General features: G+C 55.6%; 15 protein-coding genes. 7 read left to right on the forward strand and 8 right to left on the reverse strand.

Annotation, left to right across the window (positions count from 1 at the left end):
* Window positions 1-30 precede the first annotated feature (30 nt).
* The 7 genes from Pla52o_RS15880 to Pla52o_RS15910 form a co-directional block, all read right to left on the reverse strand.
* Window positions 31-3,522 carry an efflux RND transporter permease subunit gene (locus Pla52o_RS15880; protein ID WP_146595560.1) on the reverse strand — a complete coding sequence of 1,164 codons (3,492 nt, stop codon included), beginning with the start codon at window positions 3,520-3,522 and terminating at the stop codon, window positions 31-33.
* 52 nt (window positions 3,523-3,574) lie between these two features.
* The gene (locus Pla52o_RS15885; protein ID WP_146595561.1) at window positions 3,575-3,925 is read right to left on the reverse strand and encodes a four helix bundle protein; all 351 of its coding nucleotides are present in this window, start codon (window positions 3,923-3,925) and stop codon (window positions 3,575-3,577) included.
* Between the two features lie 37 nt (window positions 3,926-3,962).
* Window positions 3,963-5,390 carry an efflux RND transporter periplasmic adaptor subunit gene (locus tag Pla52o_RS15890; protein WP_146595562.1) on the reverse strand — a complete coding sequence of 476 codons (1,428 nt, stop codon included), beginning with the start codon at window positions 5,388-5,390 and terminating at the stop codon, window positions 3,963-3,965.
* Between the two features lie 236 nt (window positions 5,391-5,626).
* Window positions 5,627-6,076 (reverse strand): hypothetical protein, encoded by a 450-nt coding sequence (locus Pla52o_RS15895; protein ID WP_146595563.1) that lies wholly within the window; start codon window positions 6,074-6,076, stop codon window positions 5,627-5,629.
* Window positions 6,077-6,218: 142 nt separating this feature from the next.
* On the reverse strand, window positions 6,219-10,211 hold the full coding sequence (locus Pla52o_RS15900; RefSeq protein WP_146595564.1) for an efflux RND transporter permease subunit: 3,993 nt from the start codon (window positions 10,209-10,211) through the stop codon (window positions 6,219-6,221).
* Between the two features lie 77 nt (window positions 10,212-10,288).
* Entirely contained in the window at window positions 10,289-12,631 is a 2,343-nt protein-coding gene (locus Pla52o_RS15905; RefSeq protein ID WP_146595565.1) for an efflux RND transporter periplasmic adaptor subunit, read from the reverse strand.
* A gap of 94 nt (window positions 12,632-12,725) precedes the next feature.
* Window positions 12,726-13,652, reverse strand: coding sequence for an anti-sigma factor family protein (locus Pla52o_RS15910; protein WP_146595566.1), 927 nt, complete (start codon window positions 13,650-13,652; stop codon window positions 12,726-12,728).
* A 231-nt stretch (window positions 13,653-13,883) separates the two neighbouring features.
* On the opposite strand from Pla52o_RS15910, the gene Pla52o_RS15915 reads away from it, so the two are divergent.
* The 7 genes from Pla52o_RS15915 (at window position 13,884) to Pla52o_RS15950 (ending at window position 21,618) form a co-directional block, all read left to right on the forward strand.
* Entirely contained in the window at window positions 13,884-14,300 is a 417-nt protein-coding gene (locus Pla52o_RS15915; protein WP_146595567.1) for a hypothetical protein, read from the forward strand.
* Between the two features lie 797 nt (window positions 14,301-15,097).
* Window positions 15,098-16,252 (forward strand): ABC transporter permease, encoded by a 1,155-nt coding sequence (locus Pla52o_RS15920; RefSeq protein ID WP_146595568.1) that lies wholly within the window; start codon window positions 15,098-15,100, stop codon window positions 16,250-16,252.
* Between the two features lie 37 nt (window positions 16,253-16,289).
* A complete protein-coding gene (locus Pla52o_RS15925) occupies window positions 16,290-16,826 on the forward strand; it encodes a hypothetical protein (protein ID WP_146595569.1) in 537 nt (178 codons plus the stop codon).
* Window positions 16,827-17,049: 223 nt separating this feature from the next.
* Window positions 17,050-18,600, forward strand: coding sequence for an efflux RND transporter periplasmic adaptor subunit (locus tag Pla52o_RS15935; protein ID WP_146595571.1), 1,551 nt, complete (start codon window positions 17,050-17,052; stop codon window positions 18,598-18,600).
* 50 nt (window positions 18,601-18,650) lie between these two features.
* Entirely contained in the window at window positions 18,651-19,331 is a 681-nt protein-coding gene (locus Pla52o_RS15940; RefSeq protein WP_146595572.1) for an ABC transporter ATP-binding protein, read from the forward strand.
* Window positions 19,332-19,398: 67 nt separating this feature from the next.
* Window positions 19,399-20,532: an ABC transporter permease gene (locus Pla52o_RS15945; RefSeq protein WP_146595573.1), complete on the forward strand. Its 1,134-nt coding sequence runs from the start codon at window positions 19,399-19,401 to the stop codon at window positions 20,530-20,532.
* 222 nt (window positions 20,533-20,754) lie between these two features.
* A complete protein-coding gene (locus tag Pla52o_RS15950; RefSeq protein ID WP_231612394.1) occupies window positions 20,755-21,618 on the forward strand; it encodes a sterol desaturase family protein in 864 nt (287 codons plus the stop codon).
* A 333-nt stretch (window positions 21,619-21,951) separates the two neighbouring features.
* Here the strand turns inward: Pla52o_RS15950 and Pla52o_RS26955 are convergent, their stop codons facing one another.
* Window positions 21,952-23,172 (reverse strand): hypothetical protein, encoded by a 1,221-nt coding sequence (locus tag Pla52o_RS26955; RefSeq protein WP_197169274.1) that lies wholly within the window; start codon window positions 23,170-23,172, stop codon window positions 21,952-21,954.
* Window positions 23,173-23,485 lie beyond the last annotated feature (313 nt).

Consider the following 23,485-nt stretch of genomic DNA (forward strand, 5'->3'; position numbering starts at 1 on the left):
AATCGCGGCAGTGGGAACAATCTCAATGGTTTATAAATTTGGATTTCGAGAGGCATCGAATTCGTCAATCGACAATCGCCGATTTTCAATCGCAATGGCGTCTTTGCCGCTGAACTTCCAAAACAATCCGGGGTGAATCAAGAACTCACAAAACGTCGACGTGGTCAATCCGCCGAGAATCACCGTTGCCACTGGGTACAGGATTTCGCGGCCTGGTTCTTGCCCGCCCAAGACGAGTGGAATCAGCCCAATCCCCGCAGTCAGAGCGGTCATTAAAACGGGGGCAAGCCGTTCCAGACTGCCACGAACGATCATCGCCTGGCTGAACACTTCTCCCTCTTCTTTCATCAGGTGGAAATAGTGAGTGACCAGCAGAATGCCGTTGCGGACCGCGATCCCGCCAAGCGAAATGAATCCGACCAAACTCGCGACCGTCAAACTTTGTTGGGTGATCAAAAGTGCCATCACACCGCCGATGAACGCGGTCGGCAAGGCGTTCAAAACCTGTAAGACAATCCGCACCGAAGGGAACAGAATTAACAACACGACAAACATACCGACGACCGAGATCGCGGCCAGCACGATGATCATCTGAGTCGCCCGCTGTTGGCTTTCAAATTGGCCGCCGTATTCAATGAAATAGCCAACGGGCAATTGAACTTGAGCAGAAACACGCTGTTTTATCTCGCCTACCGCGCCGGCCAAGTCGCGGCCTTCGGTGTTGCAGCGAATCACGATTCGGCGTCGCGCGTTCTCGCGATTCACCGAGTTCGGCCCCGTCCCCTCACCAACATTGGCGACCTCATGCAGTTCAATTTGGCCGCGTTCGGCATCGCCATCAACATGGGGCAAGTCGATACGAAGTCGATCCAGGTTGGCGTAGTCCGTCCGATATTCCTCTTCGAGACGCACCAGCAAATCGAATCGACGTTGTCCCTCTAAGACCTGCGAAACCACTTCCCCTTGTAGTGCCGTCTGCAAAACGTCGGCAACGTATTGTCGCGTCAATCCGTACAGCGCCAAATCGTCAGCTCGCAATTCGATATGCAGTTCCGCTGTTTCTTGAATCGGTTCGACGATGGGCGGTGTAATACCGGGAACGTCTTCGATCGTCCGCTTCACCTGTTCAGCCAACCGCTGCAATGTGTCGAGATCATCGCCGTGAATTTTAATCGCAATTTGAGCGTACACGCCCGAGATCATATGACTGATCAAATGCGCGAGCGGTTGTTCCACCTCGATGTCCACGCCCGGAACCTCGTCGCTGATCTTTGCTCGCAGTCGAGCGATGATTTCGTCACGCTCGCTTGGCGAATCGGGATTCATACTGAGTATGTATTCTCCCGAATTGACGGGCGATGCGTGCTCGTCCATCTCGGCACGCCCGGTGCGGCGAACAAAGTGCAAAATCTCGCCGGCGGGATGCTCACGGGTTTTCCGCATCGATTGGAACACCGAATCAATCGACCGAGACACTTGATTCGATGCGTCCAGCGACGAACCGGGCGGCAAATTGACGTTGACCTGAATGCTGCCTTCATCAAACGGAGGCAAAAAGTTTTTGCCCATCTGTGACATTTGCCAAGCGGCGAGCCCCACGCCAATCCAGGTCAAGATCAACAGTGTGCCGGGCATCGCCATGCTCAGTCGAATCAGCGGCGTAACCAGATGCTTCAAACCACGAAGCAAGAAACCGTCGCCTTCATGATGGGTCGCACCGGATTGAGGCAGCAGGTAATACGACAGCACGGGAGTGACCGTCATCGACACCACGAATGAAGCCAGGATCGAAACGATATAGGCAAACCCCAGCGGTGTGAACAAGCGACCTTCGACGCCGGAGAGGGCAAACAGCGGCATAAACGACAGGATCACGACGGCGGTGCCGAACACAATCGAGCTACGAATTTCTTTGCTCGCCTCGAAGACCACGACGATGGATGGCTTCTGCGTTTCGCTTGGCAAAGCGTTGTTCTGTTTCAATCGACGAAAGATATTTTCGACATCAACGATCGCGTCATCGACCAACTCACCCATCGCAACGGCGATGCCGCCAAGCGTCATCACGTTGATCGACAACTCGCTGCCGCTGAGCATCCCGATCACGCGAAACACTAGCGTCGTGAGCACTAGCGACAAGGGAATGGCGGTTAGTGTGATAAAGGTCGTACGGAAATTCAGCAAAAACAAAAACAGCACGATGATGACCAAGACGGCGCCGATAACGAGGGCTTCGGCGACGTTGAAGATGCCCCGATCAATGAAGTTCTTCAAGCGAAACAGTTCACTATTGACGACGATGTCCGCCGGCAACGACGCTTCGACTTCCGCAAACGCCTGCGCAACATCGTCGGTCAGTTTTCGAGTATCGATGTGCGGTTGTTTTACGGTGGTAAAGACAATTCCCGGACGACCATCGACGCTGCCGTCGCCCCGTTTGAATTGAGGCCCTTCGGTGACGCGAGCGACCTGTTCGAGCAAAACAGAGCGTTTGGGATGATTACCCACCGGAACCTTCTTCAGGTCTTCGATGACCACTCGCGACTGAGGCCCCAATCGCCCGAGGATGCGAATGGGACGCTCGGTTTCGCCTGTCACGGCAAATCCACCACTCGTGTTGATATTACTGGCCCGCAGCGCCCGTTCGACATCTTGGACGGTGACGTCGTATTCGAGCAGCGCGGTTGGATCGATCAGGATCTGGTATTGTTTGCGGTCGCCGCCAAGCATGAATACTTCCGCCACGCCGGTGACTTTCAATAGTCGAGGACGGACAATCCAATCGGCGACGGTGCGAAGTTCAAGTTGCTGTTTGGCTTCGCTGAAAAAATTCGCTTCGTGGGTACTGCCGTTGATCAGAACCGTGGCCGTTCCCAGCGGCCCCGATTGCAAGCCCGAGCCAGTATTCAGATCGTCATTCCAATGCAGGTGGGTTGGTTCCAACTTAGTCCAGGTCGACAGATCATGACGGTCCTCCGGTTGCCAAATTTGAATCTGCGGTTTGCCGTCAGCTCCCACCAGGATCTCGGCCATCATCTCGGTATTGCCGACCTGAGCTAGTCGTCCGCCGCCGGGGCCATCCTGACGATAAATACCGGCGACGACGATTTGCCCCATGATCGACGATGGAGGGGTCATTTGAGGGCGAATGCCAACGGGCAGAATGCCTTCGAGTGTGGCCAATCGCTCTTGCACCGTTTGCCGGGCCGCGCGAATTTCGGTCGACCAATCAAACTCGATATAGATGACGTTCAGCCCCGCAGTCGACTGGCTGCGGACCGCTTGCACTCCGTTGGCCCCCAACAGCGCGATTTCAATGGGCTGAGTCACCAGCGTTTCAACTTCTTCGGTCGCCAAGCCGGGCGCTTCGGTGATGATAACCACGCGAGGTCGGTCGAGGTCAGGAAAAACGTCAATCGACATTTGTGTGGCAAGGTACGAACCATACACCAACACCGCCAAACTGATCACGACGATCAGCATCCGATAGCGAAGCGAAAACTTGATAATTGAATCTAACATTGAAGATCGTCGATTGAAGATTGAAGATTGCTGAACATTGAATCGCCGACCCTCATTCACCTTTGGCTGTTTTTCGGGATGCGACCATGATTGCCGTGATTTGATTCGCTTCGTCGAGTAGTGCTTCGACTTTCTCCTTTGGTAAAAGGTCGCCTTCAATAATGAGTTCGAGCCAGTAGCAACATTCGTCTGCTTCCTCGATGACGATGCTAAGCTTTGAGACGAACTCAGCTCTCGAACGCCCGCGACACGCGGCTCGATAGTTCGCCCCAACAGATGTCGCACTCCGGATCAATTGATTGCCGATGGGACGCCCGACTGCATCTTTCGGCAAAGCACCGACGAGCTTCATCACCCTCAGTGCAAGCTGCTTTGTCCTCTTCTTCAATTCCGAATCATTCATGTCTGGTTCCTTTCAATCTTCAATCTTCAATCTTCAATCAATGTGCCGCGTGCACCGTACCGTCAGCATGCACATGCACACCGGGAGCTTTTCCGCTAGCCGACTGTGACTTGAGCACCCGATTAAGCGAAGCAGCGGAACTCTGGGCCAGATAGCTACCCGGTGAAATGCTGCCGTCATTGGCGATCACGATTGCAAGACGATCTTCGTGCAGTACATGGACGGGCAGTTGCTTGAACAAATCGCCGTTCTGGCGAAACACATACGCCTCGGGTCCTTCTCGCACCACCGCTTCAGCAGGCAACACAAAGACGTTTTCAAATTGCTCGACCGGAACTCGAATCCGTGCCCGTTGGCCTGGTCGAAAACGCCACACCAGAAATGTGTTCCCCAATTTTTCATAGGCATGCGACTGATTCGAAAGCGGCACGAAGAAATCGAACGTGCGGCTGTCGGGATCGATCGTATTGGAGAGATGTCGAATCACGAACGTTTGCTCTACCACGGGCCAATCTGCCGTGTTGACTTCGGCAAACTCAATCTCGACCGCACGATTCGCCTCGGCCGCCTGCTCTAGAAACGACGCCTCGCGTTTGAACGCATGACCGATCACGTACAACGATTGATGATTGGATAGTTTGGCCAGCAATTGGCCGGCCTGGACCTGCTGGCCCATCTCCACGCTCAACTCTTGAACTTCATAAGCCACGTCGTTGGGCGAGACCGAATCAGTGACCAAACTGGCTTGGCGAACTGCGTTTCCATGACCATCCTCAAGCGACGTTTGAGGCATCAACGGCGGCGCCGTAACTTCGATTGTCGAAACAAACTCACCTTGCTGTTGCACTTGGTCGATCTGATCGGGAAGCAATCCACGGGTCAACAAATCTTGACGCGAGGATTGAATGACCGCTTGCTGGCGAGTCAAGTTAGCCCGCAGCTCAATCATCTTGCCTTGAGAAATCGCTCCCACCGAGGCGGCACTCGACAACCGGTCTAATTCCGCTTGAACGATGAGTGTTTCTTGATTGGCCTTGAACAACTGCGTCTGCGTGTTCTGCAAGTACTCGCTGAACAATCGTAACGTGAATAGCGAGTCGCCGGGACGCATGGTGTCACCGGGAAAGGCGTGGATCGCGGTAACGATACCGACCGCGGGCGAGGTGACACCGCGGTCGGACACGCCAGGACGATCAGCAACGACACCTGGAATCGTGACCGATCGCCAGTACGTCTGTGGCCGCGCGGGCTTGGATACCAAGCCAAGGTTCCTCCTCGCTTGGCCACTGATTTCGAGCACAGTTTGCTTCTCGTCGGACTTGCCCGATGGGCTAGCCGTCGGCGTTTCAACCGCTTCGTGGCTGCCCCATAATTCGGCACGAAAGAACCAGATCGCCGCGACGACGACGATGATGATTGCGGGCCCAAGCAAAGCGTTTAAGAGTGATTTCAAAGGTTTCTTCATCGGTTCATTCTCGACAAATTCGCAGCGGGCAACACCGACCGCGCAGCCGTAGGTGCAAGGGTAAAACAGGCGGGAGCAAGCCAAACGCAAGCGGCAAAATCTCAGCAGCTTGATTTTCATACAGGGCCGGTTCCTACCGACCAAGCCTTCCGAGCGAATCGCCGGCGGGAACCGGACCTACTTCGATCGCCTACTCGAATTTGCGCACAATCAAAACACGCGCAAGGGAGCGTCCGCTATAGCCGAAGCGAGGCTGTGAGAAGATAGATCGGCAGTGCTGCCATCGGATCCGGCGGATCGCTGGTTCGATAACGACACCGCGTATCGACCTCATACGGGACGATGAAAACATCCCAATCCGCAGCCTGAACCTCGATCGTGATCGATTGAGAATGACGCGTCAGTGATTGCTCGGATGCCGCCAGGTAAAGCGCATCCGAATCATGATCCGGCGCTGGCGAGATACCTTGAGCATCCGCTGCTAGATCCTCTTCACCGGCATGACGATCAGCGTGATCATGATGATGTGTTTCGTCACCATGATGGTGGTCGTGCGAATGCAAATGGAGATGCGGACGCAAAGCGTGACCATCCGGTTCAGCTACGCTGGTCCCCGCGTGTGAATGAGGCAGAGCTTGCCCCAGCACAAAAAAGGGAATCAACAGTAGTGAAACAAATCGGATCATAGTGCAAATTTTAGTTACTCATTGCCCCAACGACTAGAGCGGTTCCGGCACGAGTGACGAGAAGCATGGGATTAACGATTCTGAAAACTCCCCCATTCTGCCTCGTGATGTTCACTTTCATCCTTCATTTCAGCGCTTCAGATCAGGCATTTTCGGCGAATCGCTCGTCGTTGATTCCTAGCCGCAGCTTCCATTCCATCACGCTGCAGTACAGCACCGGGACCACCAGCATCGTGATGATCGCGATCGTCATCCCGCCGAAACTGGGGATCGCCATCGGCACCATGATGTCGCTACCCCGGCCGGTCGAAGTGAGCACCGGGATCAGGGCCAGCAGTGTCGTTGCCGTCGTCATCAAACAAGGACGAACGCGTCGCATTCCGGCGATGACGGTAGCTTCGCGAGCTTGATTCGCGTTTGCAATCCGCTCCTTGCGAAAACTTTCGTCCAAGTACGATGCGATCACGACGCCATCATCGCTTGCGATGCCGAACAACGCCAAGAAACCAACCCAAACGGCAACGCTGAGGTTGATCGTGTGAACTTGAAACAGCTCACGCATATTTGTGCCAAACAGCTCAAAATTGAGGAACCACTCGGTGCCATAGAGCCACAACATGATAAATCCGCCAGCCCATGCGATCATGATCCCACTAAAGACCAGCGACGTCGTGATCGCCGATTTAAATTGCAAATAAAGGATCAGGAAAATGATTCCAAGCGCCAGTGGCAATACGATCGACAGCGTCTTTTGAGAACGAAGTTGGTTTTCGTAATTGCCAGCGAACGTATACGTCACGCCGGCCGGAAGCGTCAATTCACCTGACGCAATCTTGGTTTCCAAGAATGCCTGGGCATCTTCGACAACGTCGACTTCGGCATTGCCCGGCTTCATGTCAAACAGCACGTAGCCAATCAAGAACGTGTCTTCACTCTTGATCACTTGCGGGCCGCGTAGATAGCGAATGTCGGCCAATTGACCGAGCGGAATCTGTTGTCCCGTAGGTGCAGGAACAAGAATTCGCTCGAGCGATTCAATATCATCACGCAGTTCACGAGCGTAGCGGACTCGCACAGGAAATCGTTCTCGCCCTTCGACCGTCGTCGTAATTTGCCGCCCCCCGATCGCGACTTCGATCACGTCCTGGACCGTACGGATGTGCAATCCATATCGCACGATTGCGTCGCGATCGATATCGATTTCCAAGTAGGGCTTTCCCACGATTCGATCGGCAATGACGGCCGATGCTTGTACCGATGGTACCTGCTTGAGCATCGCTTCCATCTCGAGCGCGACGCGTTCGATGGTTTCCAAATTGGGGCCTTTGATCTTCATCCCCATCGGGGCTCGCATCCCGCTTTGCAGCATGACTATCCGAGCAGCGATCGGCTGTAACTTTGGCGCCGACGTTGTCCCGGGGATCTCAGCCGCTTCGGTGATCGCTTGCCAAATGTCGTTGGGATTTTGAATTTCATCTCGCCATTGACGAAACGGGCGTCCGCCATCGTCTGCAATTAATTCACCGTTCGGATCACGCACAAATTCACCCGTTGCGTCATCGTACTCGAATTCCAACCGATGACCGTTTTTGTCTGTTTTGTATTCGGATTTGTAGGTGATGTAGGTTTCAATCATCGACACCGGCGCGGGATCTAGCGGGCTGTCGGCGCGGCCGATCTTACCCACCACCGACTCGACTTCGGGAATCGAAATCAGCAATTGATTTTGCAATTGCATGACGTCCATCGCCTCGCCAATCGAAGCGTGCGGCATGGTGGTGGGCATGTACAGAAACGAACCTTCGTCGAGCGGCGGCATGAACTCTTTGCCCAGCCCAGGAAGCGCAGTCGACGCCGCTTGCCAAGGCGACGACGTGCGGACGGTTACTTCGGGCACCCCAACGGCGGCCAATGTCCGCGGCACAAAACCAAAGACGCGATCAAACCCGAGCCATGCACACCCACCCCATATCAGAATCACCGTTGGCAATGAAAGAAACATCAACTTGTGGTTCAAACACCAACGCAAAGTCGGCTCATACAGACAACGCTGAAACACGGTGAAGAACCCGAGGATGCCGCCGATCAACAGCCCAACAAACATCAGGTTTCTCAGCAGACCTTTCTCGGGCCCCAACGGCAACCAGTGATCCGTCAACAGCACGGCGACGACGATCACCGCCAAAACACTCGCCGCAGTAGGTCCGTAGTGCCTAAACCGCTCGGGAATGCGGTCTTCCCACAATTTGAAGGTCGCCAATCCAATCAAAATGCCCCCGATCCACCAAACGAGCATGATCGATGCCGTAATCCCCGCGACCAAGAGTCCCAACCACGCCACACGCAAAAGCAGCGTCGAACGAAGCCGGCCTCCCATCAACATGTGAGCCGCAGGAGGAATGATCGTCAGTGCGACCACGACCGAAGCGACCAACGCAAAGGTTTTAGTAAACGCGAGCGGCCTAAACAATTTGCCTTCCGCTCCGATCATCGTGAACACGGGTAGAAAACTGACCACGGTGGTGGACACTGCGGTCAAGACCGCTCCAGCGACTTCATGCGACGCTCTGAAAATCAACGGCATCCGATCTTCGTCGGGATCAGCTTCGTCGAGATACTTCAAGATGTTCTCGGTCAGAATGATCCCCATGTCGACCATCGTCCCGATCGCAATCGCGATGCCCGACAGTGCGACGATGTTGGCATCCACCCCAAATGACTTCATCGCAATGAAACACATCAACACCGCCAACGGCAGCAGGGCACTGATCAAGAACGAGCCTCGCAGGTGAACCACCATCACCAGGATGACGATGATCGTGACCAAAATTTCTTCGCTCAGCGCCGTATTGAGCGTACCGAGCGTTTCATAGATCAATCCCGTCCGGTCATAGAACGGCACGATCGCAACTTGGCTAGTCGTAATCCACGCGGGCCATCGCTCGGTGGGGATGCTGCGCAGGTGCTTCACCCACGCAGCATCGTTGGTATTACCCGCAGTGATTGCGTTCAATCCGTGCAAGTCGGCATAGTCGTCCACCTCGCGTGTGGTCACCCGGGTGTAATCGACAACGACCTTCATCGGCAAGCCAGGCGAAACTTCCTTGACGCGTTGTTTGATATTCTTGATCGCCGACAGCGGATTGAATCCATATCGCACCACCGCAACCCCACCGACCGCTTCGCTGCCCGCTTTATCAAGTGCTCCGCGACGCAGCGCCGGCCCGAGCGATACCGTCGCGACGTCCTTGACCGTGATCGGCACATTGTCGGTCACTTTCACGACCGTCTTTTCCAGGTCCTCGACTTGCTCAACAAAGCCCAGTCCGCGAATCACATACTCGACTTTATTCAGCTCGATCGTTCTCGCACCGACGTCCACATTGGTCATCCGCACCGACTCGAACACATTGGCCAGCGTCACGCCAGCGGCACGCATCGCATCGGGATCGACATCGATTTGATATTCTTGGACAAAGCCGCCAATCGACGCAACTTCACTGACACCTTCAGCGGACGTGAGCGAGTAGCGAACGTAATAATCTTGGATCGTCCTGAGTTCACGCGGATCCCAACCGCCTGTGGGTTGCCCCTCAGGGTCACGACCTTCGAGCGTATAGAGAAAGACTTGCCCGAGCGCGGTGGCATCAGGCCCAAGCGTGGGCTGCACGCCGGTGGGCAGCGTGCCCGAGGGCAGACTGTTTAGTTTTTCCAGCACCCGTGTTCGCGACCAATAGAAATCGGCGTCTTCGCCAAAGATGATATAGATGCTCGAGAATCCGAACATCGAATAGCTCCGGATCGTCTTGACCTCGGGAATCCCGAGCAGGGCCACGGTTAGCGGATAGCCGATTTGGTCTTCGACATCTTGCGGACTACGGCCCATCCACTCGGTGAAGACAATTTGTTGGTTCTCGCCTATATCAGGGATCGCGTCGACCGGTACCGGGTCGCGAGGCAACGCACCGACTTGCCAATCGAATGGCGCGACCATCACACCCCAAACCATTGTCGCGATGACCAATAGCAACACGACCAACTTGTTGGTCAGACAGAACCAGATGATACGTCCGAGCATCGTCCGCCGCGCGGTGGACAGAGAAGAGTCCAGAGGATTGGGGTGAGAGTCAGACATTGTTTCGTGTTGCAAAGCCGAGTCGCGTTCTTAAATACCAACCATCCGACGAGCAAAATCTTCTCCGCTACCTGCTACTACTTACTCTCGCCCCTCGCCTCTAACTTCTCGATTCGATCCGCGCATTTCAACATCGACGCACCGTAATAGGGATTGCGAACGGCGTCATCCGACTGGATCCATGACGCGCCGCGACCATCGAAGGCCATGGGGCAATGCAGTTCATATAACGACTGCGAAGCGGGCAAGCCGAACATCCGCTGAAGGCTCAGCATTTGTTCGGACAACAACGCAAAACTACTTCGCAGTGTTTCCAGGTCGTTGGCCTTAGAAAGCCTGGCAGTGATTTCGGACAAGTCACGTCGTTCTTTCGTCCAACGCTCGATCGCTTTCCCAGAGCCTTCGACCGCAGACGTTGCTGCGATCCAGTCGTGTAACTTCGAGACCGACTGTTTTGCATGTTCGCTTTCGTCCGCCGCTAACGCCTCGCTGATTGCTAGATAGATCGGCACAAGTTGCTTGATTTGAGTAACCACTGCCTGCGGTGCATCGAGCACTTCGACTGCGGGTTCGTCGTCATCCATTGACAATGCAAACTGATTTTTTAATTGTTCGATATGTCTGCGGGTGACGGCAAAGACACGATCGGCGTCACGCATGCTTTGAACATCCCGACCTTCGACCGAATCATTTTGCAGCAACATTGCAAGCTCACGCCACAGCCCCGACAACTCGGGTGAAAGGTTCGCGGGAGGTACGCTCGCCATTTTTTCGCCCAGGGTGACAAAGTTAGCTTGGATAGCTTGTAAATCTGCCGCCTCTAGCGATTCACGGAGCGTTTCATATTGATCCACCACCGCGATCGCCGCAGTGACGAATGCCGGAGGCAGCGACATGGCGTGCCCCGACATTGCGATCGACGAATCGAGGGGCGTTGGCGATTCATTACCGTGGTGGTGTCCTGTGGATCCGCCGCCACCTTGAGGCGTCATCATCGAAGGCTTGGCTGAAATCTGCAGTGCACTATCGAGTTTAAAATTTCCGTGAATAACGACCAACTCGCCTTCGCGGAGCCCCGATTTGACCAAGTAGCTGTCGCCTGCGCGAGCACCGATGACGATTTCACGTCCCTCGTAAGTCGGCTTATCGGCATCGGGGATCTGGATGTAAACAATCGCTCGAGTGCCAGTCAAAAGCACCGCCGAGACGGGAACCACCAGTGGCTTTGCGGTATCCGAAGGCTCTGCGGTGACGTACCCCAGTGTTTCGGCACGCACCAGCGGCATGCCACAGATATCACAATTGCCTGGTTCGTCTTTGACAATCTCGGGGTGCATCGGGCTGATCCATTTACCAGCCAACGAGGCGTCTAGGACGCGGCCGCCTGCGGCAACGTTGGATTCCACGATCGCACGGACAAACATCTCGGGTTTTAAACGGCCATCTTCGTTGCTGACGTTGACACGAACCCGTACGGTGCGGGTATCGGCATTGAGCACCGGATCAATAAAAGCGATTTGACCGCGAAAAATCTCGCCGGGATAGGCTTCGGTGGTGAATTGGACCTGTTGACCATAACGCAACCACGCCAAGTCCGATTCGTAGGCATCCAATTGCACCCACAGCTGACTCAAATCAGCGACCGTATAAATACGATCCCCCGTTTGCACACGCTCGCCTTCCTGTTTCAACTTTTTCACCACGATGCCGCCCACGGGCGAATAGATAGTGACCGATTCCGATGGCGTGCGTCGCTGCTCGATCTCTTGGATTTGCTCTTTTGTCATCCCCAACCGCCTCAGTTTCTCGCGAGCGGATTCGGCCAAGTCGATCGGTTGGATGAAGCGTGAAGAGCGATTGGATGTCGCTGCCGACTCGGTGGCCGCGATCAATTCTTCTTGTCCGGTGTACAGTTCTTCGCTGTACAGCTGGACCATGTGATCGCCCTGGTTGACGTTGACACCGGTATAATCAACAAACATGCGTTCAAGCCGTCCGGAAACCCACGCGGTGATGTGTGCTAATCGCGTTTCATCGTACTGCAACTTGCCTACCATTCGCACTTCGGCAGTGACATAACGTCGCTGGACGGGAACGGTTTCGACCTTCATCAACTTTTTGACGGCATCGCTAATCGAAACAGTACGGATGCCGCCCGCAGATTCGCGAACAGGAACCAAATCCATGCCACAGATAGGACAATCGCCCGGCCCATCGCGACGAATTTGAGGGTGCATCGAGCAGGTCCATATCGCCGGCTTGCTAGGTGCACTAACATCATGCGAGGTGGAAGTCGACACAGCGGTGGGTGTTTGGGAACCGCCGCCGAACCATGACGCGACCGCAAAACCCAGTAGCACAAACGCGATAGCTTGGGCGATCCAAAGCGACTTGCGATGTCGCGTCAACCAATGATTCATCGTTGTCCCTTTGGATTGAGTGCACTCAAATTAGGTTTATATAACTTGGATCTCGGGAGCGAAGGCGACGCGGAAAAGGTTGATGTGTCGCACCTCAGGCTCCCTCTATCCCAACTCCCGCTCTTCCCGCTTTCTTCTCTAACCATTTCACCAGCGTTGCCACTTCGGCTTGATCCCGCACTCCGACCGCGGTGACATTTCGTGAACCTTGCTTCCACGTCGCAGCGATGCTGTGGTCGAGATCGATCAAGCAGCAATCCTTGTCACCGCAGGTCGCCATGCTTGACGGCCGATCACCGAACCACGCCGCCTCTTGATCGTCGTGTTCGAACAACACCAACGTTGAACCGTCATTCCGCCGGCACACCGCTTTAACGCAGGTGCAGCAGGGCATTTTCAGCACGCTGGTCGAAGCCAACGCATAGCCCTCGGGTAATCCATCCGAAACGATGGGCCGGTAGCCGACCAATCTGACCGCGCCGTCGACGTCGACCCGCTCGCCGTTGTATCTCGTTAGCAGCATCCGTTCCGCTGCATCAGGTTCGCTGTGCAATTTTTTCAAATAGTCGTTCATCACCCCCGTGAATTCGGCCAAGTGTTGGTGCGACACGTCGTGTTCGCCCTGGTGCGAGTGCAATGCAATTGCAGCCCCTGGCTCTTCCGAGCCGTACCAAAGCCCTAAACCGAGCAATAGCAAGACCGATGCCGCCATCGAGACGAAGCCCGCGACGTAAGGCGACGGGCCAATCGAATCCGCAACACGCCGCAGCAACGTCACAGACTCCGGAACGGGAACAGGCTCAAGTTCGCTTTCAATTTTCTGCCACAACTGGGGTGGCATCGCAGGCAGCGAGGTCTGAGCGAAATCCAAGCTAAGTGACTCGAACGAGCTCAGATCGGCGGCGCACTCGTCACACGCCTCGATGTGCCGCGCAACCTCCGCCGTCTGACCCGCCGACAGTTCCCCGTCGTAGTAGGCCGACAAACATTGCTGCACGGTTTTGCAATCGTTCGATGCCATGACTGGTTTATTTCCTGAAAGATATTTCCTGAAAGACGCTTTGAAGGACATCCTTTTTGGATGCCCGACGATCGGGTTTCTTCAGCTCGGACGGCGAAAACATGAAATCCTTTTGCCACACGATGAGAAATCGATGAAGAAAGGCGTGCCTCATGCATCTAAAAAGGCCACCTGCGTCCAAACGTACTTCATCCAAACTTTCACACCTCTATCCTTGCAAAGGCCAAGTTGATGCGACTGATAAAATCCATCCCCCTCATTTTAGGCGGCCTGCTTGTTTTCGGCATCTACGGATGCAATACACCTTCGGCCGACTCCGTCACGCCGCCCGCAACGGAGACCAGCGAAATGGGCGACGATCATGTCGGTCACGAGCACGAGGATCATGACCATGCCGCCGACGATCCTACGATCGATACCAACTCCCCCATGGCGAAGATGATGCCGGGGCTCAATGAGTTGTCAGCGGAAGATTACAAGTCTGCGATGGCCCAACACATTTGCCCCGTCACCGGCAAAATGCTCGGCACCATGGGAGCCCCTGAGAAAGTGGACGTGAACGGCAACTCGGTCTGGATCTGCTGCGATGGCTGCAAAGATAAACTGTTGGCAGATCCAGAAAAGTATCTCGCGAAGTTAAAACAATAGCCGCATACAAGGCTTGCACCGCAAATTCATTTACCCCTGATCGCAAAATACGGGGATCGCAAGCCACGCGCATTCGAGCCCTAAAGAAGCAGTCTCCGTGACAGGTTGCTCCGCGGGCTGACCCGATAGAGCTTGCCGTAAGACAAGCAGATGACTATCCTGAGAAACATGAAGAACCCGTTCCTTGCCCTACTGTTGATGGCCAGTTTACTGGCGTGTCCAGTGCGTTGCCTTTCGTGTGAAGCGAATGCAGCGGTGGGCGACGGGTCTGCGACCGCGGTCTGCTCCTGTTGTTCGCACGACGAAGTGCCCCCAACAACGGACTCTTCGAATTCGTGTCCCGAGGGTGAATGTGATTGCCAAAATTGCATCTGCGAAGGTGCGGTGATTGAGCTGGGCGTGGAGATGCCTGACTCGGCGATTGCAGTGTGGACGTGGGTTCAACCGCAGTTCGCGATGCTCGCGCAACCGACTGGATGGAACGGTTCTCGCCGGCTCCAACCCCAGCAGCCACATGGGCTGTGTCTTTGCGGGCGTGATGTGTGCGTCACGCATCAATCTTGGTTGATCTGATCCCGCCTAGGGTGAAGCCGAGTGGCAATGTCGCATTGGGAATCGTAAATCCCAAGCGATAGTCGATTCATGCTCGTGTTTCCCCTCTTCTTAAATTCCCATGGCTCAAGGGATGCGCGCAAGGTCGGCATCCGATTGGGCGATGGCGTGTCGATGCTGGCCTGCACCTGGGGAGAGGGTTTTAAAAACGCTCCCCGCCCAACTCCAACTCCTTCATTTTCACCATGCTTCTTCCCTGGGAATACGGTGTTCGCAACTTGGCCCGGCGGCCGGTGCGCACGGCATTAACGCTCGTTGCGTTGGCGACGGTCGTGATGCTGGTCTTTGTCGTGGTGGGATTCATTCGCGGCTTGGAACAATCGTTGTCGGTCAGCGGGGACGAGGACGTTGTCTTGGTCTACTCTGTGAACTCCGAAGAGAATATCGAAAACTCGTCGATCGAGGCGCGTACGCCCGCGTTATTAACGGCGAGCTTCGATGGCGTGGTGAAGCGTTTTGGTGTCACCCATGTTTCGCCAGAGTTGTACCTGGGAACGCGAGTCAAAACCGTCAACGGCGAGGGCGGACTGGGGTTAGTACGAGGGGTAAAGTTGACCACACCCTTGGTACGCCGTTCGGTGAAATTGGTCGAGGGAGATTGGCCCGGCGACGGCGAGGTGATCGTGGGGCGTTTGGCAGCAACAAAACTGGGCAGCCCCGACGAGGCGATGGCGATTGGCCAGCAGCTCGAGTTCGAAGGACGATCCTGGAACATCAGTGGACGTTTCGCAGCCGGAGGTGCGGCGTACGAATCGGAAATCTGGTGCAAGCTCGAAGACTTTCAAACCGCAACAAAACGACAAGACTTGAGCCTGGTGGCGATGTTATTGTCGCCCGGCAGCTCGCCTGCGGAAGTGGAATTGTTTTGCAAGGAACGCACCGACTTGGAACTGAGGGCGATCCGCGAAACCGATTATTACGCTTCCCTGCAACAACACTACAAACCGGTGCGAGTCCTTGCCTGGTTCGTTGTCGTGCTGGTGTCAGCTGCCGGAGTCTTTGCGGGATTAAATATGATGTATGGAGCGGTAGCGGGCCGGATACGTGAGATTGCCACGCTACAAGCACTGGGATTCCGACGCCGCGCGATCCTAGTCAGTTTAATTCAAGAAGGAGTGCTGCTTGCCGCCGCCGGGTCTCTGTTGTCCGGCGCGATCGCGTTGACGATGCTCAACGGCATGGCAGTGCGATTCACGATGGGCGCCTTTGCGTTGCGAATCGACAGCGTCGCCATCGTGATCGGTTGCAGCGTCGGCTTGCTACTCGGCGTGCTAGGAGCGTTGCCGCCAGCACTGAAAGCACTTCAGGCAGAGGTCGCGACAAGCTTAAAAGCAGTTTAGAAAGAAATGTGTTTCGTTTTTACTTTGGAGATTTGAAATGAAGAAATGGTTCGGTTTGCTTAGCCTGTGTTTACTCGGTCTCGGTTTGCTCGCTAGCGGTTGCACTCCATCGGAAGTCGCGAGTGGCCCTGATGCGGGTGACGCGTCCTCGTCCGCAGTGAGTTCGCAATTTGTTGTCGACAGTGAACCCGAGGGAGCGATCCCCGTCGGCGAAGCGCGTCAGTCGATTCAAGACGAAGAAGCGGTCACCTTAGTCGGACTGATCGGTGGCTCTAGCAACCCGTTCGTCGACGGCTTGGCTGCGTTCACCATTGTCGATGCCAAGGTTCCCTACTGTGCTCCCGAGGAAGGTTGCCCAACGCCGTGGGACTACTGTTGCGAAACCGACGCGGTCAAGGACAACATCGCCACGGTGAAGCTCGTCGACGCTACAGGCAAGCCGGTTGCGAACGATGCGCGTGAATTGTTGAACGTGAAAGAGCTTTCCACCGTTGTCGTCGAAGGCACGGCGAAACGAGACGAGCAGGGGAACTTGAGCGTCAACGCGAGCAAAGTCTACGTGCGTCCCGAGTGAAGAAAGGTGTGAAAGACAGAGAGGGGGAGTGGGGGAGACAAGGAGACAAGGAGACAAGGAGAGTGGGAGAGTGGGAGAGTGGGAGTAAGAAGACAACTCCTCACTCCTCACTCCTCACTCCTCACTCCTCACTCCTCACTCCTCACTCCTCACTCCTCACTCCTCACTCCTCACTCCTCACTCCTCACTCCTCACTCCCAATCTTCAATCTTCAATCTTCCCAATGCCTCCCCTCGACCTAAGCCAACTAAAACTCGATCGCTCGCCTTCGGACGAGACTAAAACAGCGAACTTGCGTCCTACGCGGTGGGTCTCACGCTACGTTCTCCCGATCGGCATTCTGCTCGGATTCGTCACTTTGTTGGGCGTGGCGACAGGCCGGGGACTCTTGCCGCCGACCACGGTAACGGTCGTCCCCGTGGTTGCCAAACGGAGCGAGGTTGTGCAGGCGGGAACGACCCTTTTCCAATCACCCGGTTGGATCGAACCGCGGCCAACGGCGATGAGTGTCGCCGCCTTAGCGCCCGGCGTGATCGAAGCGCTGTTGGTTGTCGAGGGCCAGCCGATCAAGAAAGGCGAACCCATCGCCCGCCTGATTTCAATCGACGCCGAACTACAGGTCGAGCAGGCCCAGAACGCGCTTGCCATCCGCGAAGGCGAACTGAACCGAGCCCAAGCAGAGCGTGACGCCGCTCAGATTCGTTTGGACAACCCGGTCCATTTAAAGGTCCAACTTGCCGACGCCCAAAGCATGCTGGCGAAGGCTCAAACAGAACTGGCGAAGCTGCCGTTTTTGATCCAGGCGGCCGAAGCGAACCTCAAGTTCACCCTCAGCAGCATGCAGGGCAAACAGGCCGCCGAATCGGCGATTGCCGGACGAATCGTACGACAATCGGAAAGCCAGTATGCCACAGCGCAAGCGAATTTAGAGGAACTGCGTCAACGCGAACCCAACATTGGCCGCGAAGTCGATGCACTTAAAAGCAAGGTCGATGCATTACAGAACCAATTGGATCTAGTCGTCGAAGAAACTCGGCAATTGCGAGAGGCGGAGGCAAAAGTTCAATCTGCGATGGCGCTGCGAGATGAAGCGAAACTGCGTTTACGCCAGGAACAGCTATCGCTCCAGCGCAACACCGTGCGAGCTCCGATGGATGGCCGTGTTCTAAAGCTGATTGCTGCCCCAGGAACTCGCGTGATGGGATTGGACACCAACGCTGGCCAAAGTTCGAGCACGGTGATTGAGATGTACGATCCTGCGAAACTGCAAGTGCGAGCCGATGTGCGGCTCGAAGACGTGCCGATGGTAACACGCGGCCAACCCGTTGAAATCCAAACCGCTTCATCCAACGGCGTGATCCACGGCCGTGTCCTGCAAACAACCAGTTCGGCCAACATCCAAAAGAATACACTCGAAGTGAAAGTCGAACTGATCGATCCACCGTTGACGGTTAGTCCCGAGATGCTTGTGACCGCGACGTTTTTGGCAGCGGTCGTCGCCGACAAGCCATCGGAGTCTGTCGAGAGTCAACGTCTCTTTGTGCCCAACCCGCTGATCCAGTCCAACGACGCCGGTTCATTCGTTTGGGTTGTCGACTCAAACGCTCGGGCCCAGCGACGCCCGATCGAAATTGGCCAGCCCAGCGCGGAAGGATTACGAGAGGTCAAGTCAGGGTTAAACATCACCGATAAACTGATCGCGTCAGGTATCGAGTCGTTACACCCGGGAACCCGAGTCCAAGTGCTCGGCGACGACTCCACGATCGGAATTTAGCAAAGGCGAATAATAGAAATGGCAACCAATCACAGCACACGGAGCGTGAAATGGCGTTGGTAGAATTGCGTGGCGTTTGCAAGAGTTTTCGCAAAGGCGATCAGACGATCACCCCCCTGGACCATATCGACTTGGACATCGAGGCGGGTGAGTTCGTTTCGTTGATGGGGCCGAGCGGGACGGGCAAGAGCACCTTATTGAACCTCGTCAGCGGGATCGATCACGCCGATGCGGGGACGATTACCGTCGACGGTACGGTGGTGAGCGAGCTATCACGAAGCAAAAGAGCCGATTGGCGTGCAGCCAACCTCGGCTACATTTTCCAAACTCACAACTTGATCCCCGTGTTGACCGCGTACGAGAATGTCGAACTCCCCACCCTGCTGTTGAAACTATCGGCGAAGCAACGTCGACAACGCGTCGAATTGGCATTAGCGGCGGTCGGCTTGAGCGATCGAGCGGAACATTACCCTCGCCAACTCTCGGGCGGGCAAGAGCAACGCGTCGGCATCGCACGCGCAATCGTGGCCCACCCCAAAGTGGTCGTCGCGGACGAACCAACCGGCAGCCTCGATACCGAGACGACCGAGCAAGTCCTGGAACTGCTACAACGGCTCAATAAAGAACTGGACATCACGCTGTTGATGGTCACCCACGACACCGATGCAGCACAGATTGCCTCGCGTCCCTTGCTGCTTGACCGTGGAAAGTTTCTCGAGCCAGCCCGGTAGAAGTCAATCCTCAATCCTCAATCCTCAATCCTCAATCCTCAATCCTCAATCCTCAATCCTCAATCCCATGACCACGTACGTACTGAAAACTCTTTGGCGGCATCGCACGCGAACGCTGTTGACCGTGACCGGTGCGGCGGTGGCGATGTTTGTGTTTTGCTTTGTGGGCTCCGTGCAAGAAGGCATGCAACGCTTGACGACGGGGGCGGATGCGGACCGCAGCTTGATCGTGTTCCAAGAGAATCGGTTCTGCCCGACCAGCAGCCGATTGCCTGAAGATTACGCCACGAAGATCCGCAAGGTGCCAGGCGTTCGTGAGGTGATGCCGATCCAGGTTTGGACGAACAATTGCCGCGCCAGCCTCGACATCGTCGTCTTCAACGGCGCCGATCCCGATCAAATCCAAGCGACACGGCCTATCAAGCTGACGCACGGCAGCTGGGAATCGTTCGGATCACAACGCGATGCGGCCATCGTCGGCCGCAATGTCGCTCAACGTCGCGGCTTAAAGACGGGAGACCAGTTCTCGATCGGCGATCTTTCCGTCCAAGTCGCGGGGATTTTTGCATCGGCGGTGCCCTCCGAAGAGAATCTGATTTACACCAGCTTGGCGTTTCTCCAATACACTCGCGGGCTCGATGCTGCGGGTCTGGTCACGCAACACGAGGTATTGCTAACCGACGATGCCGACGCCGATCGTGTCGCGGCCGAAATTGATCAAACGCTGCGGTCCGGTGCCGTCGCCACCAAGACCCGGCGCAAAGGTGCGTTCCAAGCCAGCACGTTATCCGATCTCGTCGATTTGATTGGCTTCGCCCACTGGCTCGGATACGCCTGCGTGGGACTGGTGTTGTCACTCGTGGCCACGACGACAGTGATGAGCGTGCAAGACCGCATCAAAGAATACGCGGTACTGCAAACCATTGGGGTTCGGCCACTGCGTGCGATGCGATTGGTATTGGCCGAAAGCACCCTTCTTTGTCTCGTGGGAGGCAGTCTCGGCACCCTCTTCGCCCTCGGAGCGCTGGCGCTCGGAGGCTTCGCCATTGGAGCGGAAGGAGCCACGATTGCGTTTCGGCCCTCCCTTGAATTAGCACTCTCAGGAACGCTTGTATCACTCGTCGTCGGCATCGCCGCCGGACTAGCCCCCGCCGTGCAAGCGGCGACCGTCAGCATCGTCGGTGCGTTAGCAGAAGCCTAGTGCACCGAGTAAATATCCGACAAGACAGAGGGAAGCGATCCAACGTTGTGGTTCGATCTCAGACGCGGTTCACCTGCTTTGTTGTGGCGTGTCTTTCATAACCCGATGCGTCAGCGAGGGAATCTCGATCTTGACTCGGTCCCTCGCTGACGCTTCGGGTTATGATTTGTTTGAAAAAACCACACCAGCGAGACTTCGACATACCTCAGAGGTGAACGGACGTTGAATCAACGAGATGAAATGATCGTGCGGCTGGGGTGCTTTGCCGGAGTGTTGTTAGTGATGGCCGTTTGGGAGCTACTCGCACCGCGACGAAAGCTGAGTGTGGGAAAGCCATGGCGTTGGAGCAACCACCTGGGGCTGGTCGCGTTGAACGTGATCCTGGCTCGCGCCGTGGTTCCGGTCACCGCGGTCGCCGCGGCAAGCTTCGCTCAATCCCGACAATGGGGCGTGTTGTCCCTCGCCGATTGGCCGAACTGGGTTGAGATCGTGGTCGCCGTTACCGTGCTCGATCTCGCGATCTATCTCCAGCACGTGCTGTTTCATTCCGTTCCCCTACTGTGGCGATTGCACATGGTCCACCACGCGGATCTTGATTTCGACGTCACCACCGGCTTGCGATTCCACACACTGGAAATCGTGCTTTCGGCGTTCATCAAATTGGCCGTCGTCGCGGCTCTAGGTCCGCCGGCGATCGCCGTCGTGATCTTCGAAGTCCTACTGAACGCGACCTCCATGTTCAATCACAGCAATGTTCGAATGCCGACCGGGCTGGACCGAGTACTGCGTTTCGTGGTCGTCACTCCCGACATGCATCGTGTTCATCATTCGGTGATTCGTCGCGAAACGAACAGCAACTATGGGTTCAATTTACCATGGTGGGATTTCTTGCTCGGCACCTACCGTGATCAACCCCAAGAGGGGCACGAACGAATGACGATCGGCATCAACCACCTGCGCGATGAAAAACAGAATGAACGGTTGCCGGGAATCTTGAGCATGCCGTTTGGGAGCAGTCCAGGCTCCTATCCGATCACATCGGAACGTGACGACGGTGACGTAGCCCAAGACCCCAAAACGCGGTGACGCAGCACCGCTAGCGCATTTTCATCTTTGATGTAGCTACCGTCGCCAGACGGTGGACCACGTTCTGGTGAACGCAGCTACTTTTTTTACCTACGTCATTTCTCAAATCGCTCTAGCGATGAAAGCCGACCGGACCGCGGTCGAGATTGCTCGCTTGGCGTGGGGGATCGCATTGCCAGCCGGAGCGAGCATCCATCACATGATAATCTGGCTTTGTGTCGACGTGCGACCTCAAACCCTCACAACAAAACATCCGCTCCGCTGATACTTCAACGGAGCGGATGTTTGGATAGCGATCGTTTCTGCAAAATCGCCTACGCGACAATCACTAACTTACAGCGGAGCGGGATCGAGTGGGGCATCGTCCAACGCATCTTCCGCATTGGCCGGAACATCCTGGCTCTCAATCGCCTTCTCCGCATTATCCACTGCCTCGCCAGCTTCGGTTTGATCTAATGCCGGCGTTTCCGCAGCCCGTTCAAGGTTGTCCTGAGCACGGGGTGGTTGATTGCGATTGGCATCCACTTCCACGTTTGCATTTGCGTTTTCATTCACACTTGCAGCTGCATTTACTTCTGCGTTGGTGTTGGCGTCCGCATCCACATTTGCGCGTCCGTTCAAGCTGGCATCTGCATTCGTGTTGGCATCGAGTTCCGTTTGCGATTGGCCATCTCGGTTCATCTCGCCCGTTTGAGGCTCAGCGGGGTACGCTTGACCGTTGGTGGATTGCGAACCGCTGGCTTCGTCGTAACTACCATAGCCCGCTTGATAGCGATCATCTTGGTGATGGCCATGTTGAGCGGTCCCCGAGTCAAAATAGACAGGTTGTCCATGAACACAAATGAACTCACGTCCGGAAGCATCGTGCCGCAAGGGATAGACAGTGTCGGTCGTCATCGCGTGGTTGCTAGACCCGTAGCTGAGATAACCCTGGCTGCCATACCCATGGCTGGGCGTTGCCATGTAGCGATGCGACGAGTGATGACCACGGTGGCCTAACTTTCCATGTCGATGTCCTGATCGCCCATAATGATGCCCATGGTGACGACCGTTGGAATCGTAAACTTGGCCACCGTATGCTTGGCCTCCGTAGTGCACCTGCCCCTCGTACACTTGGCCCCCGTACACTTGGCCCCCGTACACTTGGGCCCCGTGGGCGTGACCACGATCCCACCCAGCTCGTTGGTTGGATTCATAATGAAGATTGCCGCGGTGGGTTCCCTGGTGCCGGGAATGAAGCTGTTGCGATGACTGAACATTGCCTTTGACATTCACGCCGTTGACACCAACTCGCTGCTGCGCCCCAGCATTGGTGTCCTGGGACGCTGCGCCTTCGACGCGATTGACTGCGTCGTTAGCCCGCGAGGCCGTGCTTCCGACTTGGTTACGAACCTGGTTGCGTGCATTATTTGCCGCATCCTGGGCTTGCCCGGCCGTGTTGCGGACGGCATCACCCGCCTGGGAAAGCGAGTTACCGGCAATGTCTTGAGCGCCGACAACGCTCCCCGCAAACAGAACGCCACAGCAAGCCGCAGTAGTCAACAGTTGTCTCATGTTTTGCACCTTAAATCTGAGTAGTATTTGAGACGCACTCATCGGTTCGACACCCACGTCGTGTCTGAATTCATCCCTTGGAGTGCAGGACAACAAGAAATGCAACTTGCGTGCCCAACTCCGTTTTTTAGAGGTGCAAGATCGCAGCGCAAACCGATTGCCGCCAATCCACGCGGATCCAAGCCACCAGCGAGCGGCGGACGAGATAGCGAATGCAACCGCGGTCGTGATCGATTTCCGATCACGTTTTCGATCACCTTGGCTCCTGAGCGATCGAGTCAGCGACTTAAGAGAGATCGCAAGACGAAGCGGG

This window comes from Novipirellula galeiformis, from assembly GCF_007860095.1.
GTDB classification, from domain to species: domain Bacteria; phylum Planctomycetota; class Planctomycetia; order Pirellulales; family Pirellulaceae; genus Novipirellula; species Novipirellula galeiformis.